At 32.8% G+C, this 17,746-nt stretch carries 13 protein-coding genes; all 13 read left to right on the top strand.

Translation table 11 applies throughout. The features are described from left to right. The first annotated feature begins 341 nt into the window (after window positions 1-341). The 13 genes from asnB (at window position 342) to AC2D8I_RS02465 (ending at window position 17,562) form a co-directional block, all read left to right on the top strand. On the top strand, window positions 342-2,006 hold the full coding sequence (gene asnB, locus AC2D8I_RS02525) for an asparagine synthase B (RefSeq protein ID WP_484704421.1): 1,665 nt from the start codon (window positions 342-344) through the stop codon (window positions 2,004-2,006). A 378-nt stretch (window positions 2,007-2,384) separates the two neighbouring features. Next, window positions 2,385-4,322, top strand: coding sequence for a DNA topoisomerase (ATP-hydrolyzing) subunit B (gyrB, locus tag AC2D8I_RS02520; RefSeq protein WP_484704420.1), 1,938 nt, complete (start codon window positions 2,385-2,387; stop codon window positions 4,320-4,322). 246 nt (window positions 4,323-4,568) lie between these two features. Beyond that, a complete protein-coding gene (gene mdh / locus AC2D8I_RS02515) occupies window positions 4,569-5,495 on the top strand; it encodes a malate dehydrogenase (RefSeq protein WP_484704419.1) in 927 nt (308 codons plus the stop codon). 210 nt (window positions 5,496-5,705) lie between these two features. Continuing rightward, window positions 5,706-6,368, top strand: coding sequence for a hypothetical protein (locus AC2D8I_RS02510; RefSeq protein ID WP_484704418.1), 663 nt, complete (start codon window positions 5,706-5,708; stop codon window positions 6,366-6,368). Between the two features lie 96 nt (window positions 6,369-6,464). Continuing rightward, complete coding sequence (locus tag AC2D8I_RS02505) at window positions 6,465-6,746, top strand: transposase (protein ID WP_484704417.1); 282 nt, start codon at window positions 6,465-6,467, stop codon at window positions 6,744-6,746. A gap of 329 nt (window positions 6,747-7,075) precedes the next feature. Continuing rightward, entirely contained in the window at window positions 7,076-7,699 is a 624-nt protein-coding gene (locus tag AC2D8I_RS02500; RefSeq protein ID WP_484704416.1) for a hypothetical protein, read from the top strand. A 146-nt stretch (window positions 7,700-7,845) separates the two neighbouring features. Then, window positions 7,846-10,863, top strand: coding sequence for a protein translocase subunit SecDF (gene secDF, locus AC2D8I_RS02495; RefSeq protein WP_484704415.1), 3,018 nt, complete (start codon window positions 7,846-7,848; stop codon window positions 10,861-10,863). A gap of 119 nt (window positions 10,864-10,982) precedes the next feature. Next, window positions 10,983-11,441 carry an RNA methyltransferase gene (locus AC2D8I_RS02490; RefSeq protein WP_484704414.1) on the top strand — a complete coding sequence of 153 codons (459 nt, stop codon included), beginning with the start codon at window positions 10,983-10,985 and terminating at the stop codon, window positions 11,439-11,441. 336 nt (window positions 11,442-11,777) lie between these two features. After that, window positions 11,778-12,251 (top strand): hypothetical protein, encoded by a 474-nt coding sequence (locus AC2D8I_RS02485; RefSeq protein ID WP_484704413.1) that lies wholly within the window; start codon window positions 11,778-11,780, stop codon window positions 12,249-12,251. Between the two features lie 23 nt (window positions 12,252-12,274). After that, window positions 12,275-14,014 carry a tetratricopeptide repeat-containing sensor histidine kinase gene (locus AC2D8I_RS02480; RefSeq protein WP_484704412.1) on the top strand — a complete coding sequence of 580 codons (1,740 nt, stop codon included), beginning with the start codon at window positions 12,275-12,277 and terminating at the stop codon, window positions 14,012-14,014. Then, entirely contained in the window at window positions 14,007-14,753 is a 747-nt protein-coding gene (locus AC2D8I_RS02475; RefSeq protein ID WP_484704411.1) for a LytR/AlgR family response regulator transcription factor, read from the top strand. Before AC2D8I_RS02480 ends, AC2D8I_RS02475 begins: the two co-directional genes overlap by 8 nt. Window positions 14,754-15,033: 280 nt before the next feature. Then, the gene (locus tag AC2D8I_RS02470; protein WP_484704410.1) at window positions 15,034-16,149 is read left to right on the top strand and encodes a hypothetical protein; all 1,116 of its coding nucleotides are present in this window, start codon (window positions 15,034-15,036) and stop codon (window positions 16,147-16,149) included. A gap of 285 nt (window positions 16,150-16,434) precedes the next feature. Then, on the top strand, window positions 16,435-17,562 hold the full coding sequence (locus tag AC2D8I_RS02465; protein WP_484704409.1) for a linear amide C-N hydrolase: 1,128 nt from the start codon (window positions 16,435-16,437) through the stop codon (window positions 17,560-17,562). Window positions 17,563-17,746 lie beyond the last annotated feature (184 nt).

Raw genomic sequence — 17,746 nt, 5'->3', positions numbered from 1 at the left:
ACGCAAATTTATTACTTACTGCTTTAAACAGGAGTTAACTAAATATTAACAGTTGGTTTGCTGGAAATTGACTTTTTAAGAACGTTTACTTTAAAAAGGATTGTATTTGTTAAATAAAATTTAGAGGGCTAATTATAACATTTATATAAATATTCCTTCCTAAGAAGGGAGAACTTTCAGTTTGTATTGTTACGGCGCTCTTTTTAAGAGTTGTAGATTATGATTTATATTTAATATGCTTATTTTGATTTTAATATGTAGTTGATATTGGTTTTTATGTTTTAAATTATATATATCAATATCATATTTGTGTTATAATTTAATGTTTAAAATAAATAACTATGTGTGGAATTGTATGCGCTTTCGAATTAAAACAAAAATCTCAAGACCTTAGAGTCCAAATTTTGGAAATGTCTAAACAAATTCGTCACCGGGGACCAGATTGGTCCGGGATTTATTGTGATGATAATGCGATTATGGCTCATGAGCGTTTAGCTATAGTGGATCCAGCGTCTGGAAAACAGCCTTCGTTTAATGAGGATAAAACATTGGTCCTAGCGGCGAATGGAGAAATATATAATCATAAAAATTTACGTAAACAACTAGAAGGGAAGTACGCGTTTCAAACACAAAGTGATTGTGAGGTTATTTTAGCGCTATACCAAGAAAAAGGTGCCGATTTTGTTGATGAGATGAATGGTATTTTTGGCTTTGCCATTTACGATGCTAAAAACGAAGAATACTTTATAGCACGGGATCATATGGGGATTATTCCATTATATATAGGTTGGGATAAAGAAGGAACGTTTTATGTGGCATCAGAATTAAAAGCCTTGGAGAATGTTTGTGTGCAAATTGAATTATTTCCTCCAGGACATTATATGTATAGTAAAGACGGAGAATATGTGAAATGGTGGAAAAGAGATTGGACTGAATATGAGGCGGTAAAGGAAAATAAAACGAGTATAGAGAAAATGAAAGCAGCCTTAGAGGCGGCTGTTCATAGGCAATTAATGAGTGATGTGCCATATGCTGTACTTTTATCTGGAGGGTTAGATTCATCTATAACATCTGCAATAGCAAAGAAGTATGCTCAAAAGCGAATAGAAAGTAATGATAAGTTAGATGCTTGGTGGCCACAATTGCATTCTTTTTCAGTAGGGTTAGAGGGATCTCCGGATTTAGAAGCTGCTCAAAAGGTGGCAGATCATATTGGGACGGTACATCATGAAATAAAATTTACAATTCAAGAAGGATTAGATGCTATTAGAGATGTGATTTATAAGATTGAAACTTACGATATAACGACTATTAGATCCGCAACTCCAATGTATTTAATGGCAAGAGTAATTAAGTCAATGGGGATTAAAATGGTGTTATCTGGCGAAGGTGCCGATGAGATTTTTGGTGGCTATCTGTATTTTCATAAAGCACCAAATGCAAAAGCATTTCATGAAGAGACTGTACGGAAGTTAGATAAACTTCATATGTACGATTGCTTAAGGGCTAATAAAAGTTTGGCTGCATGGGGGATTGAAGGGCGGGTGCCTTTTTTAGATAAGGAATTTATAGACGTAGCAATGCAAATTAATCCAAATGATAAATTAATTAATGGAGAACGAATGGAAAAATGGTTGTTACGTAAGGCATTTGAAGATATGTTACCTGAAAGTATTGTGTGGAGGCAAAAAGAGCAGTTTAGTGATGGTGTAGGCTATGGTTGGATAGATGCACTTAAAGCATTAGTGGAAAAAAAAGTTACAGACCAACAAATGCAAAATGCAAAATTTAGATTTCCTATACAAACACCTCAAAATAAAGAAGAATTTTACTATCGTAGTGTTTTTGAAGATCATTTTCCGAGTGAGGCAGCAGCATGTAGTGTGCCTCAAGAGCCCAGTGTAGCCTGTAGTACAAAAATAGCATTAGAATGGGACGCGGCTTTTATGACTATGAATGAGCCTTCAGGAAGGGCTATTGCAAATGTGCATGACTCGGCGTATTAAACATGAGTTTTTTTAAGATGTTTTTGTCTCAAAATTTAGATGGTATTTGTTGTGATTTTTGGAGGTTATGAAGTGTTTGTTTTTTAATTTTTTAATAAATAATAAGTGTCAAATTTTAGATTTAAAGAGATTTTAGGTGTTTTAGTTTTTTAAATAGGGCTTAAAAAAGCAGTAAAGATGATTTAAGGTGGTTTTAAGATGATTTAAGAAGGTTTTAGGTATATTGATAATTGTTAATAACAATGATGTAAATTGCTTAAAAAGCTTTAAGTAAAGGTTTTTAAGTCGTATATTTGTTTCTGTATCAAAAGGATGTTTTTTAAGCATCCTTTTGTGTGTGAAAGAGATAGAAATAAATACTAATAAATTATAATATTTATGAGCGAAGAAAATAAGCCACAGTATTCGGCAGATAGTATTCAGGCACTAGAAGGGATGGAGCATGTACGTATGCGTCCATCGATGTATATTGGAGATGTTGGTGTGAGAGGATTACACCATTTAGTGTATGAAGTGGTAGATAACTCTATTGATGAAGCTTTAGCGGGGCATTGTAATAATATTACGGTAACCATAAACGAAGATAATTCTATTACTACGGAAGATGATGGTCGTGGTATTCCTGTAGGCTTGCATAAAAAAGAAGGTGTTTCTGCTTTAGAGGTGGTCATGACCAAGATTGGAGCTGGTGGTAAGTTTGATAAAGATTCTTATAAAGTATCAGGTGGATTGCATGGTGTTGGTGTAAGTTGTGTTAATGCACTTTCAGACCATTTAAAAGCAACGGTTTATAGAGACGGAAAAATATGGGAGCAAGAATATGAGCGAGGGAAACCCTTGTATCCTGTAAAGGCAATTGGAGATTCAGAAAAAAATGGAACCATTGTTACTTTTAAACCAGATGCATCCATATTTACGCAAACCTTAGAGTATAATTACGATACTTTAGCAAGTAGAATGCGAGAATTGGCATACTTGAATAAAGGAATTACCGTGCATTTAATAGATAAAAGAACGGTAAAAGAAGATGGTTCCTTTGAAGGGGAAACATTCCATTCTAAAGAAGGGCTTAAGGAATTTATTCAGTTTTTAGACGCTACAAGAGAGCCTTTAATGAAAGACGTTATTGCGTTTGAAGGAGAGAAAAATGGCGTGCCAGTAGAAGTAGCTATGATTTATAATACATCATATGCTGAGAATTTACATTCTTATGTGAATAACATTAATACCCATGAAGGGGGAACGCATTTATCGGGATTTCGTCGAGGGCTGACGCATACACTTAAGAAGTTTGCCGATGGATCTGGAATGTTAGACAAGTTGAAATTTGATATCGCTGGGGATGATTTTAGAGAAGGCTTAACGGCTATTATCTCTGTAAAAGTAGCGGAGCCGCAGTTTGAAGGGCAAACAAAAACGAAGTTAGGAAATAGGGAAGTGTCAGCCTCTGTAAGTCAAGCGGTTTCCGAAATGTTAACCGATTATTTAGAGGAGCATCCAGAAGATGCTAAGACCATAGTTCAGAAAGTGATACTTGCAGCCCAAGCGCGACATGCAGCACAGAAAGCACGTGAGATGGTGCAACGTAAAACAGTTATGAGTATTGGGGGCTTGCCTGGGAAATTATCTGACTGTTCTGAGCAAGACCCTGCAAAATGTGAGGTATATCTTGTCGAGGGAGATTCGGCAGGTGGAACTGCAAAACAAGGGCGTGATAGAGCTTTTCAAGCTATTTTGCCATTGCGTGGTAAGATTTTGAATGTAGAGAAGGCTATGACACATAAGGTGTTTGAAAATGAGGAAATCAAAAATATTTTTACAGCGCTTGGGGTAACGATTGGAACCGAAGAAGATAGTAAAGCACTTAATCTTTCAAAATTACGATATCATAAAATAGTTATTATGTGTGATGCCGATATCGATGGAAGTCACATTGAAACCTTAATCTTAACGTTCTTTTTCCGTTATATGAAAGAACTGATTGAAAACGGTCATATTTATATTGCGACACCGCCATTGTATTTGGTAAAACGAGGTGCTAAAAAACAATACGCCTGGAATGATGAAGAACGCGCGGCTATTATGGCCGATTTTGGAGATGGTTCTAAAATCCAACGTTATAAAGGTCTTGGGGAGATGAATGCAGAACAATTGTGGGATACTACTATGAATCCAGAATTTAGAACATTACGTCAAGTGCACATAGATAATGGTGCAGAAGCAGATCGTATCTTTTCTATGCTAATGGGAGATGAAGTGCCACCAAGACGTGATTTTATAGAAAAGAATGCCGTATATGCAAATATTGATGCATAATTTAGTATTGAAATGTTTTATGAGTTTTAAAGTCTTAAATAATAATGATGAAATACAATAATGAGGATTAATTAAGGTTTCGAATTGAACCTATATTAGTTAAATGTTTGTTTGGATTTAGAGACTAAATAAATGATAAACCTATTAAAAGCGCGAGTGTAAAAGCTTGCGCTTTTCAGTTTAAAACTGATAAATAATCCTTACTTTTACAAGCATTAAAAAACAATTACAATTAAAAGAAATAATATGAAAGTAACAGTAGTTGGAGCAGGAGCAGTAGGCGCAAGTTGTGCAGAATATATTGCGATTAAAAACTTTGCTTCAGAAGTAGTGATATTGGATATTAAAGAAGGTTTTGCTGAAGGTAAAGCAATGGATTTAATGCAAACAGCTTCATTAAATGGTTTTGATACTAAAATTACAGGAAGTACTAATGATTACACTAAAACAGCAAACAGCGACATCTGTGTAATTACGTCTGGTATTCCAAGAAAACCAGGAATGACGCGTGAAGAATTAATTGGTATAAATGCAGGTATTGTAAAAACGGTATCCGCTAGCTTAATAGAGCACTCGCCAAACACAATCATTATTGTAGTAAGTAATCCAATGGATACCATGACGTACTTAGTGCATAAAACTACAGGGTTGCCAAAACATAGAATAATTGGTATGGGAGGTGCATTAGATTCAGCACGTTTTAAATATAGATTGGCTGAAGCTCTAGAGGCTCCTATTAGTGATGTAGATGGGATGGTTATTGGAGGACATAGTGACAAAGGGATGGTGCCATTAACCGCTCATGCTACAAGAAATAGTGTGAAGGTTTCTGAGTTTTTATCTGAAGAAAGATTAAATCAAGTAAAAGAAGATACTAAAGTTGGAGGTGCTACATTAACAAAGTTGTTGGGGACTTCTGCATGGTATGCTCCAGGCGCAGCAGTATCAGGATTAGTGCAAGCTATTGCTTGCGACCAAAAGAAAATGTACCCTTGTTCAGTATTGTTGGAAGGAGAATATGGGCTAAACGATTTATGTATTGGTGTTCCTGTGATTTTAGGAGCTAATGGAATAGAGAAAATTGTAGAAATACAATTGAGTGATGCCGAAAAAGCACATTTATCTGAAAGTGCAGAAGGCGTTAAGAAAACAAATGGACTTTTAGAGTTGTAATCTAAAAATGTAATAAAATTAAAAGCCTCACTAGTACGAAACTAGTGAGGCTTTTCTTTTTTAAGTTTATTATTTGTTAAGAAATAATGTACCGTAGCCTTGAAAAAAGAAAATATTTTGTGTGAAACGATAAAAATAAATTCTAAATTATGTAACAGTCTTTTTAAACGAAAGACTTATTATTGTGTTAAATTAATAAAAACAAATAGGATGAAAAAAATAATAGCATTACTAGCATTATCATTAACGGTATCTCTTTCTGCCCAAAGTAAACTTACAGAGGGTGTTATTGTAGCTAAACAAACCATGTCTAGTGATAATGAGCAAATGAAAGCGCAGTTTGAGAAAATGGGAGACATGATAACAACGACTTATTTTAAAAATAAAAAATCAAGATCGGAGATGTCAAATCCTATGTCTGGAGATGTTACTACAGTAATATCGGCAGATAAAGATAAAGTAAATATGTTGGTGCTTATGGATAACCCAATGATGGGGAAAAAATATATGCTTCAAGAAGTTGAACTTACAGAAGAAATGCTTAATAGTATAAAAATAGAAGACGGCACAGAAACGAAAACTATTTTAGGCTATGAGTGTAAACAATACAAAATGACAATGAGTAAAGATGGTGTAGATATGAATATGGAGCTTTTTGTTACCGATAAAATAAACCCTGTAACTTCTCAGCAAACAATCATGTTTTCAAGTAAATTGAAAGGGATTGCATTATACATGAAAATGAAAGTAAATCAAATGGGAATGGATATGTTTATAACAACAGAGGTAACAGACATAAAGAAAGAAAAAGTGTCTGATGATAAATTTGATATGACTCCACCAGCGGGTTACGAAAAAATGGAAGGACAATAATAGTATTTATCACCATATTAAAATTTAATAAAAAGAGGCTGTCTAAAAAGGCAGTCTTTTTTTTGCAAATTTTTAAGTTGTTTCATAGTTTTAAAAATGAGCAGAAAAGTGAGTTTTAAGACTTACCATCAAGATCCGTTAAGTCTTTTACCGCTAAGTTATGATGATTTAGTTCCAGCTAATCATCCAGTTCGCATTGTCAACACCATTATGGACCATATTGATATCAGTGCTTTAGAAAAAAGTTACAAAGGCGATGGCACATCATGCTATCATCCACGAATGTTACACAAGGTTATTATTTACGCCTATTTGCGTAATCTGTATTCATCATGCAAGATAGAACAAGCTTTGCGTGAAAATATTCATTTTATCTAGCTCAGCGGACAAAGTAAGCCAGACCATAATATAATAAACGCTTTTCGAGGGAAGCGTCTTCAAGGCCATTTAGAGAAAATAATTTATCAGCTTGTTTTGCTTTTAGCAGAACAAGGGGTGGTTAGTTTAAAAGACATTTTCGTAGATGGCATTTTTTATTAGATGCTTTTTATTAATTTATCGCAGCAGAAGCAGATATGCTCTATATAATTGAAATACAGGAGGTATTTAGTTCCTAATAAGAGGTTAGGGTTTAATATTCAGTAATTTAAACATATATTTATTTGAAGACTATGCAAATGCCACTTTAATTTTTTTATATTTGGCGCATGAAAGCGAAATGGTACTTTAGTACTTTAATTATTATTTTAACCTTGTTGGGTGTACATCAAGAGAATGTCTCTGTACCCAATCAGCAGATTGTATTACAATTTGCTGATGAACAGGTCTCTTCCGCTGAAACTCAAAATGTACTTGTAATTGTTAAGGAACAGTTACAAAGTGTAGGAATTAATGATGTACAAGTTCAAAAACTAAAAGACGGAGGCTTAAAAATCACATACTATAGTGATATAAATGCTATAAGCATAAAAAAAGTGCTTTCAGAGAAATATATAGCACTTGGATATAGTTCTTATAAGGCAAAGAACAGTCAAAATGAATCGCCTTTTTCTTCGAATTCAAATGAATTTGACCTAAAGGTATATGAAATCCAAAATGGAATAGATGTTGGGTCTAGCCAAAGCGGAAAATGTGTTTTTGAGCTTAAACAAGAATATAATAGGGCTTCTAATCCTATATATACCTACATTCATAAAATAGATGTAAGAACGAAAAGTAAGCTTGTAAAAGTAGCTTATAAAATAAATAGTAATATTACAATTACTAAAGATAATACTTCTCATAATATTCCAGAAGTTAGGGCAGGACCATTTAATAATAAGAATGCATAACTTTAGAGAACGAATTTCTCTTAACTACATATGCCTTTGTTTTAGGCGATATGTATTATAATTAACCATAACAGAATATAATAGTTAAACCAGACAGAAATCCCTACAATCATCTGTTTTTAAGGTTTAACATAAACAAAAGAAAAATGCAAAACAAAGGATTAATAAAACTGTTTGCAGTTTTATTCGGATTGGTAAGCCTTTACCAACTCTCTTTCTCATTTAAGAATAGTGCTATAGAAAGTGAGGCAACCCAAATCGCTGAAAGCAAATTTGATGCTTCAGTAAAAGACAGAACAAAGAAAGTAAGTGATTTTGAAGTAAAATACCTAGACTCTTTGACTAATGATACAACGAAAGTGTATTTAGGAAATACTTATGCTGAAGTTAAAACGAAGTCAATGAAATTAGGATTAGACCTTAAAGGAGGTCTTGAAGCTATTTTACAAGTGTCTGTAAAAGATATCTTGAAAGGCTTGGCAAATAATACTACAGATCCTACATTTAATTTAGCTTTGGATGATGCAGATGAATTGCAAGAAAATAGTCAAAACGATTATGTTGATGATTTTTATGCTGCTTTTGAGGCAATTAAAGGGGATAAAGCATTAGCTTCTCCAGATATTTTTGCAACACGATCTTTAGAAGATGAGATTAAAATTGGAATGTCAGATAGTGATGTTAAACAAGTAATTTCAAGAAAAATAAATGAATCTATTACATCAGCATTACAAGTACTTCGTACACGTATAGATCAGTTTGGTGTCGCTTCTCCTAATATTCAACGTTTAGGAACTTCAGGGCGTATTTTAGTAGAATTGCCAGGAGTTAAAGATGTTGAGCGAGCAAAGGAATTAATTACTAGTACAGCAGAATTAGAATTCTGGGATACCTACAAAGGGGCCGAGTTTATTCAATATTTTAGTGAAGTAAATACACTGTTAAAGAATAAAGAAGAAGCAGAAAATGCTAAGGATGAAACCGTAGTAGAAACAGGAGATACTAAGGCGGAAGAAGAGACAGCAGAAGATATTATTGGAGACCTTACAGGAGCCGATGATGTTACTAAAAAAGAAGTGAACCCTTTATTTGATTTAATAAAAGGCTTTTCATATCAAGGCGCACCTTTTATAGGGAGCTTTAATGTTGTAGATACCGCAAAGGTAAATGCTATTTTAAAAATGCGTGAAGTAAAAGCATTGCTTCCTGCACAATTTAAAAATGTAAAATTTGTTTTCGGTAAGCCTAAGAAAGATAGCGAACTTGTAGAGCTATATGTGTTAAAAGGCAATAGAGATAATACTCCTCCATTAAGTGGAAGTATCGATGACGCAAGACAAGATTATGATTTAGGAAATAAGGTTATCGTAAACATGCAAATGGACGCTAGAGGTGCAAAAGTATGGGAAGAAATGACAACCAAAGCTTTTAAAGCAGGATCTAACATTGCTATAGTTTTGGATAATGTAGTGTATTCTGCACCAGGTTTAGGTAATGGCCCTATAGCAGGAGGACGTTCTCAAATATCTGGAGATTTTACGCTTAATGAAGCAATTGATTTAGCAAATGTATTACGTGCTGGTAAATTACCTGCAAAGGCAGAGATCATTCAATCTGATGAGATCGGACCAACATTAGGACAAGAAGCTATCGAGAGTGGAACAATGTCGTTTTTAATTGCATTGGCTCTAGTATTATTATGGATGGTGTTTTACTATGGAAAAGCAGGATTGTTTGCAGACATCGCAATGTTATTAAACATATTATTAATCTTTGGAATCCTTTCTGGAATAGCAGTATTAACTTTACCAGGAATAGCCGGTATCGTTTTAACAATAGGAATGTCTGTAGATGCTAACGTGCTTATTTTTGAGCGTATTAGGGAAGAAATCACAAAAGGTAAAGATCAATTAACCGCAATTAAAGACGGATTTAGTAATGCATTATCTTCTATTTTAGATGCGAATATTACAACGGGTTTAACAGCTTTAATCTTATTTATTTTTGGAACAGGACCTATTAAAGGTTTTGCTACAACATTACTAATAGGTATTGGAACTTCATTATTTACAGCAATATTTATTACTAGATTATTAATCGATTGGTATGCAAATAAAGGTGGGAAATTAGATTTTTCTACAGGAATTACAAAAAACTTGTTTAGAGGTATCGATATTGAATTTCTTAAAAAACGAAAAATAGCTTATGTTATTTCTGGAGCGTTTATTTTATTAAGTTTAGGGTCTTTATTTACTAATAAATTAGATCAAGGGGTAGATTTTGTAGGAGGAAGAACATATCAAGTTCGTTTTGCTCAAGATGTTAATGCTGCGGAAATAACAGATGTTTTGGCAAAACCAGAAGTATTTGGTAGTGCTCAAGCAAAAACGTTTGGAGGATTAAACCAATTGAAAATTACAACTAAGTATAGAATAAAAGAAGCTTCAGAACAAGCAGATGAAGAAATAAGAGTAGCCTTACATAGCGCATTACAGCCCTATTTAAATGGAATGGATTATGCTAGTTTTATCGATAATGCTAAGAAAGATGCAGGATTGATGAAATATTATAAGGTGAGTCCTACTATTGCAGATGATATAAAATCGGCGTCATTCTGGGCTGTTTTAGGATCATTGGTAGTTGTTTTTCTATATATATTATTACGATTCAAGAGATGGCAATTTTCTTTGGGTGCGGTTGCAGCCGTTTTCCATGATGTATTAATCGTTTTAGGGGTATTTTCTTTAACCTATAAAATGATGCCATTCTCAATGGAAATTAATCAAGCCTTTATTGCAGCGATATTAACTGTAATCGGGTATTCATTAAATGATACAGTGGTTGTGTTTGATAGAATTCGTGAATTTTTTAATGAGCATTCTGAGTGGCCTTTTAGTAAAGTTATTGATAAATCATTAAGCAGTACGTTGAGTCGAACATTAAACACTTCTTTAACGACATTAGTCGTGTTGTTGGCAATCTTCATTTTTGGAGGCGACTCTATCAGAGGTTTTATGTTTGCATTAATTGTAGGTGTAGTAGTAGGGACATATTCGTCTTTATTTATAGCAACACCAATTATGTACGATTCTGTTAAGAGAAGCGATGCTACAGATGCGCTTAAAAATAAAGTAAAAGAAGAAGGAGAAGCGCAAGACGCCTAGACCATTCTTTTTATTATAGAAAAAAGCCTTTTCATTAACTTGGAAAGGCTTTTTTGTTTTTTGAATGAATTGAAAATAATGTATGATGGATTTAAAGCTCATTTTTTTATTTTTGCGACATGAACGATAATTTTGAAAATGAATATTTTGGTATCGGTATCCAAAATGGAAAGACGCCAGAAAACCTTGGTGTGTTATGGCGATCGGCACAAAATTTAGGTGCAAGCTTCATTTTTACTATCGGTAATCGCTATGCTAAACAAGCATGCGATACTCATAATGCTGTAAAAGCTATGCCATATTTTCATTATGATAATTTCGAAGCCTTTTATAGTAACTTGCCTAAAGGCGCACGATTGGTAGGTGTAGAGCTTACAGATAAGGCACTGCCCTTGGAAGAATTTCATCATCCTAGACGCTGTGTCTATTTGTTGGGAGCAGAAGATCATGGACTATCTAATGCAGCCATCGAAAAATCTCATTTTTTGGTAAAATTTAAATCAGAATTTAGTTTAAATGTAGCAGTAGCAGGAAGTATAGTAATGTACGATAGAGGCATTGCTAAACCTAGATCTTAATCTTTAAATCAACTAAAACAGCCCCTCTTTTTATAGAAAACTAAGAATACTTAGCGCTTCATCTAACAGAATTTACTTTCTTGTAAATAAAAGGAGTATGATTAGTTTTTAAAAGGAACACACTTAATTAAGCATTGCGTTTGATAGCAAATTGAGTGTTGCCATTTATAAATAAAATTAAAAAGAATTTATAGGGCAATTAATTAATACTTAACTTAACGGTAAAAATAATAATAATCTATCGAATTTTATAAGATAAGAAAACTTCTGTCTTTATGGTTTTTTCCTTATATAAGAGAATAATTTAATAATATAAATCGTTTAAATCAAAGCCAAATGAAATCAACCAACGACTTTATCTTTCCGCCTGGGCAACCTGTTACAAAAATTAGTTCAATCACAAAATCAGGATATATAGAATTTAAACCTGCTTTTAGTCAGCCACTACCAACACTTGCTCAGGCAGAATATGAAAATAATAGTATTACAGTTACTGCAGTTGTATTTATAAATACAACACTAAAAACGCCAAAATTAGTAGTTAACCAATTATTTACAATAAGTAACAATGGCACGCCTCAACTTCAATTTTTTATACATTGTAATGAAGAGGAAGTGAGGCTTATTCAAGAAAATTTAACTACAGATAGTACATATAATGCGTATACTGTTGTATTTAAAACCAATCTTACCAATGGGTTTTCAAAAGGAATTAAATTAAGGGATATAAAATATGTAGAGACTTTTTTATGGGATATAGACCCAAAGACTTCAAGAGGAACGGTAACTACAGTACAAACAACAAATTAAAGGCCTTTTAGAGTGTTATTAGAATGTCAGTAATCAGATTCACAATTTTTGTAATAGCTTTTTATTTTTGTAAGCCTGTTTTTTCGCAATCTGTAAATACGGTAGAAGACTTTTCGGTGTCTTTAAAAAAAATTAGTAAAAAGTATAAACATGAAATAGCTTTTACCAAGGTTAAAGACTATTTTTTGGATAAAAATTGGGATTCTACTATTGTGTATTCTTCTAAAGTGTTTCACAAGAATTTAGCGGTAGCGTTGTTAGATTACAATCATTATATGAGAGGGTTTTCCTTTATGAAGAAAAAACTGTTTAATGAAGCTAAAAAGGAATATGCTTTGGTTTCTAAAAACTTCCCCTTTTATTATAAAATAGCACGAAACTTAGGTGGAATTGCATTAGAACAGAATAAATATAATGAGGCTATAGCCTATTTTAAAGTCTTAGAAGAGCTTTCTTATCATCAGAATTTAGATTTTAGAGAAAGTACAGTCATTCATGATTTAGGATTGTGTTTTTTTCATTTATCACAATTTGAAAAGGCCGAAAAGTATCTTTTAAAGAGTGCCTATATTCAAGAACAAGACAAAGATACACTACTGTTAATTGGGTCTTATATGGATGTGGCTAACCTGTTTTATGAGCAATATAAAGATAATAAAGCGATTCCTTATTTTGAAAAAGCATATTTACTGGCCAAGAAAACAAATGATTTTGAGTTAAAGCAAAATGCGACATTAAATATGGCTGTGGTAGAAGAAAATAGGAAGCATTTTGCAAAAGCTTTAGCTTACAGGAAAGAGTATGAAATGTTAAAGGATTCCTTAAACGATCAAAATAAAGTGTGGGAAATTGCAGAGATCGAAAAACAAAATGCGGTACAACAAAAACAAAAAGAAATAGGGCTGTTGGAATCTGAAAACAAAACAAAAGCAGCACAGCGCAATGGATTTATTGTGTCCTCTATACTGTTGTTGTTACTTTTGGGAATGACAGGCTATTTTTATAACCAAAAGCGTAAGACTAATAAAGTTATTCTAGTTCAAAAAGAAGCACTCAATGAGTTAAATGCAACCAAAGATAAATTGTTTTCTATCGTGAGTCATGATTTAAGATCGTCAGTAAATGCCTTTCGTAATAGTAATAAAAAGTTACTTGATGGCATTGCCAAACGGGATTACGATGTTTTAGATGGTATTGTTCATAAAAACGCAAGCCTAGCAACGAGTACTTATAATTTATTGGAAAACTTATTGCATTGGGCGACATTAAAAACGGATCAATTGTACTTTAATATAGAATCGGTTAATTTATTTTCAGTAATACAGCAAGTCGAATATAATTATAAACCTTTGTTCGCTAATAAAGGATTATCTTTTCAAAACAATATTCCTAAAGAAGCATTCGTATTAGTGGATTTGGATTCATTAAAGATTATTGTACGAAATTTATTTGATAACGCAATAAAATTCTCGAAATCAGGAGACCTAATATCTGTTTATACTCGTAATGCTAGCGATGTACACCAATACTTGGTAATAGAAGATACAGGTGTAGGGATGGATAAGGAAACACGAGCGGCATTAATTAAAGAGCACGTATTACTTAATAAGAAGAAAAATCAAAAAGGTATGGGTACAGGGTTAGGGCTGCAACTTTGTAAATCTATGCTTTCTAAAAATAAAGGAAAATTAGATATTGAAAGTACAGAAGGTATTGGGACTAAAATGATAATTACGCTTCAAAACGATATTCAAAATGGATAAAATAAATATTCTTATTATAGAAGATACTCTAGAGGAAGCTATATTGCTTCAAGAGGCACTTATTGAAAATAATTATAATGTTGTTGGTGTCGCAAATAATTATCAAAACGCTTTACGATTGTTTTATCAGCTTAAAATTGATATTGTTATTATTGATGTTTTTCTAGAAGGAAATCCAGACGGCATTACTTTTGCAGAAACGATTTCTATAGTACCTAATGCGCTAAAACCTTTTGTGTTTTTAACAAGCTCTAAAGACCGACAAATTTTCGAAAGAGCAAAACTAACAAAACCGTTTAGTTATTTGCTAAAACCATTTAACGAATTGGAATTATTGTATGCCATAGAAAGGGCTGTAGAGAAATTTCATGAACAACCTAATGTGTTCTCTAGTGAAAATAAAGGCACGATAGTAAGTGATGATTACCTCTTTATAAAAAAGAAAAACGCATTACATAAAGTGTATTTAACCGATATTATTTATATAGAGGTAGAGAACCGTTATTGCAATATTGTTACTAAAAAGGAACGTTTTTTTATTCAAATATCCTTAGCGAAGATGGGGGAGCTTTTAGATTCAAGTATTTTTATACAAACCCATCGAAAGTATATTGTGAATATAAATGCGATAGATAAAATTGTTTTAAATGATAATTTGTTAATACTTAATAATGATCATACAATAACTTTTAGCGGAAAATATAAAGAGATCATCAAAACATTTAGTATCCTTAAATAAATTGATTTTACTTTTAAGTACTCAACATCTTCCTTTTTAGGAAGATGTTTTTATTTAGACCCATACCGGCATAGAATTGATGAGCCTTTTCATTATTATTCACAACAGTAGTTTTGCTATTCACTACATCTTTCTTATCGTTTTTTAAATCCTATTGTACTTTTATTTCAGAAACCAGAACGCGCGTTTTTTAGCTTAAAAGTAGAGTTTAGAGACTACTATAATAAACGAGGTGAAACCTGAAAAACCAGAAGAGTAGGGAGCTATAAATTTATTAATTATGGAAAGTATAGAAACAGGCATTTCAACAAAAAAAATCACATTTGAAGAAGCTTATCCGTTAATGGCCGAAAACTTTAAAAACATAAAAGAAGCATCAGAAGTTGAGTCGGTTAAAAAGCGACATACAGAAATGATTTTAAAAGAATTGTTCGATGTACACGGGATTACATTAACCGAAAAAGACTTAAGTGCACCATTTCCTGTCGCACCAGAAAAATTACAATTGCTAAGAGATGCCGAAACAGAAAAAGAGATTAGAGCTATTGTAAATGAAATTGTTGGAGCTATGAGTGGATTGGGAGACGGCTCAGAAGAATACCAGTCTAATAAATCTTCAGATTCCTCATTAAGTTCTGGAGATCCAACTACTGATAAAAGACTCACTTTAGCTTATTTACAAATGAACAAAGCGTTAGCATTAGGAACTGTTGATGCCGATGAGACACTAGAAAATATGCCTTCACCGTCATCAAATATACTACAATTTAAAACATTAAAATCAGGAGGTATTACGAGCTCAATTACTAAGGCTATGAAAGTAGGAATCAATATGGCAACTCCTGTTGTGATCAAAGCGATTTCAAAATATGTTGCCAATTGCAGTCAAACAATTTTTTTCCCTCCTTTTAGTAAAGCCGCCGATGGACATATGTTAATTGTAAATGAAACCTTTTATGAGTTTGATTATGTTGATGATCATTCAAAACACGGAAAAGGAATAACATTATCAAAATCAATAGCAAAAGCAGTAATTAGTGAGCCATGGGACGATGATGATCCAGTAGGAACACAAACCTATGCTTCTGTAGCATTGATAGAGTGTAGTAAGTCCGATTCAGCACTTATAGGAGTGGATTTTGGAGTTGTTTTTGAAGCTAGAAAAAGTAGTTTAAAATTTGGGGTTGGTATGTGTGTGCCATATGCTAGTGGTCATAATAAAGGAATCGTTAGGATTGGCGATAATATTTCTGCTAAAGCGATCTCTGATGAAGTTGCTAATAAAGGAACAGATACAAAAAAAGTGTACACAGATGGTAAAATTAATATTGAATTAAAAGTGTCTTCTGGAAAAGGAGGGACACCAAGGTACATTGTTAGAATTTATAATGCATAAAAATAAATAGTAATTTAAAACAGAGGCTATAACTATTAAATAATAGACTCTGTTTTTGTCTAACTAATAAGATTTATAAAATGGCTTTAAATAATTATTATCAAAACAGTTGTGCCCGTTGACTAAAAAACAAGCTTATTTTATAATCGCGTAAAAAACATTAATATAAGCCTTAAGAGTGAAATAGAAGAGTAGATCTATTTTAATAAGCAGCCTTTTCCGTAAGGTAAATACGGAAGGCGTTAACCGAAAGGCCTTATGAGTAGGAATTTAAATAAAAAAATTATGTGTACAAATATAACAATTAAAGCTAAAGATGAAAGTATTATTGTGGGACGTAGTATGGAGAATGCTGTTTTTATGCATTCTAAAGTTCTTTTTCGTTCTTCAGGATATCATTATACCCAACAATTAGAGCAAGAGGGACTTATTTATAGAAAAGGAACTCAAGATAAAAACAATATCGAAGAGCTAAAACCAATTAAGAAGTCTTTATTTCATAAATGGACTGGGAAATATTCATTCGTGGGCATGAGCGCATTAAAAAGTAATTTAATAGCACATGGCATGAACAGTGAAGGTCTAGTTACTGGTGATATGACTTTTAATGAAAGTGAATATCAACCATACGACGATAAAGCCGATAGTTTAATAGCTTATCCTTTTTTGGTAGAATGGCTTTTAAGTACCTGTGCAACATGTCAAGATGTAAAGGATATGTTGCCTAGATATAAAGTGATAAATCCTTTTGTAAACATGCATTCAGGTTTTTTCTTCCATTTCCCTGTTAATGACAGTAAAGGGAATGCGATTGTAATAGAATTTATAGATGGAGAATTACATATTTATGATAACCATAAAGTTGGCGTATTAACTAATGATCCTCGATTACCTTGGCAACATGAAAACTTAAACAATTATACACATATATCACCTGTTAATGTCCCTGAAGAACGCAAAGGAAACAGGTTTTCAATAGTATCTAAAGCTCAAGGAACAGGATTTATTGGTTTACCAGGAAGCTCAACGCCTGTAGATCGATACGTAAGAGCAGCTTTGATGACTAACTATGCTTATGCTTCATTAACAGGTAAAGCAGCTATTAATTTGGCAGCTCATATAATGAATACTGTAGATATTCCTAGAGGAACAAGCCGTGTAAGTACAGAAAGTACGGTCGATAAGCAGTTGAGTGATTTTACACAATGGATTACGCTTTCTAATACAAAAGAGTTGAAATATTACATCCGTAGTTATGAGAGTCCATTATTGTTTGTTGTTGATTTTAAATCGATTTTAAAAACATATGCAGAAGATTTAAATAAACTAAATGGACTTAATATCACAATCCCTAAAGAACATTTTGCTGTTAATCTTATCACAGGGGCGTTAGATGGTAATGTGATTTCTTAAGAGATAATAGAATTAATGGGTGCCTTATGGTATTATAAAAATAAAAAAGAGGACGCTAGAATAGTGTCCTCTTTTATTTTATTGGCAGTATCTCATAAACTGTGTAAGTTTAAAAATCTCGGGGTTTAATTCACCCTCGAGATTTTTTTATTTATTAACTTTAACACATTTATGAAACCAGAAG

The sequence above is a fragment of the Lacinutrix sp. YIN62 genome, from assembly GCF_057219185.1.
The sequence above is the reverse complement of the archived record's forward strand: the minus strand, read 5'-3'. Positions and strand labels throughout refer to the sequence as shown.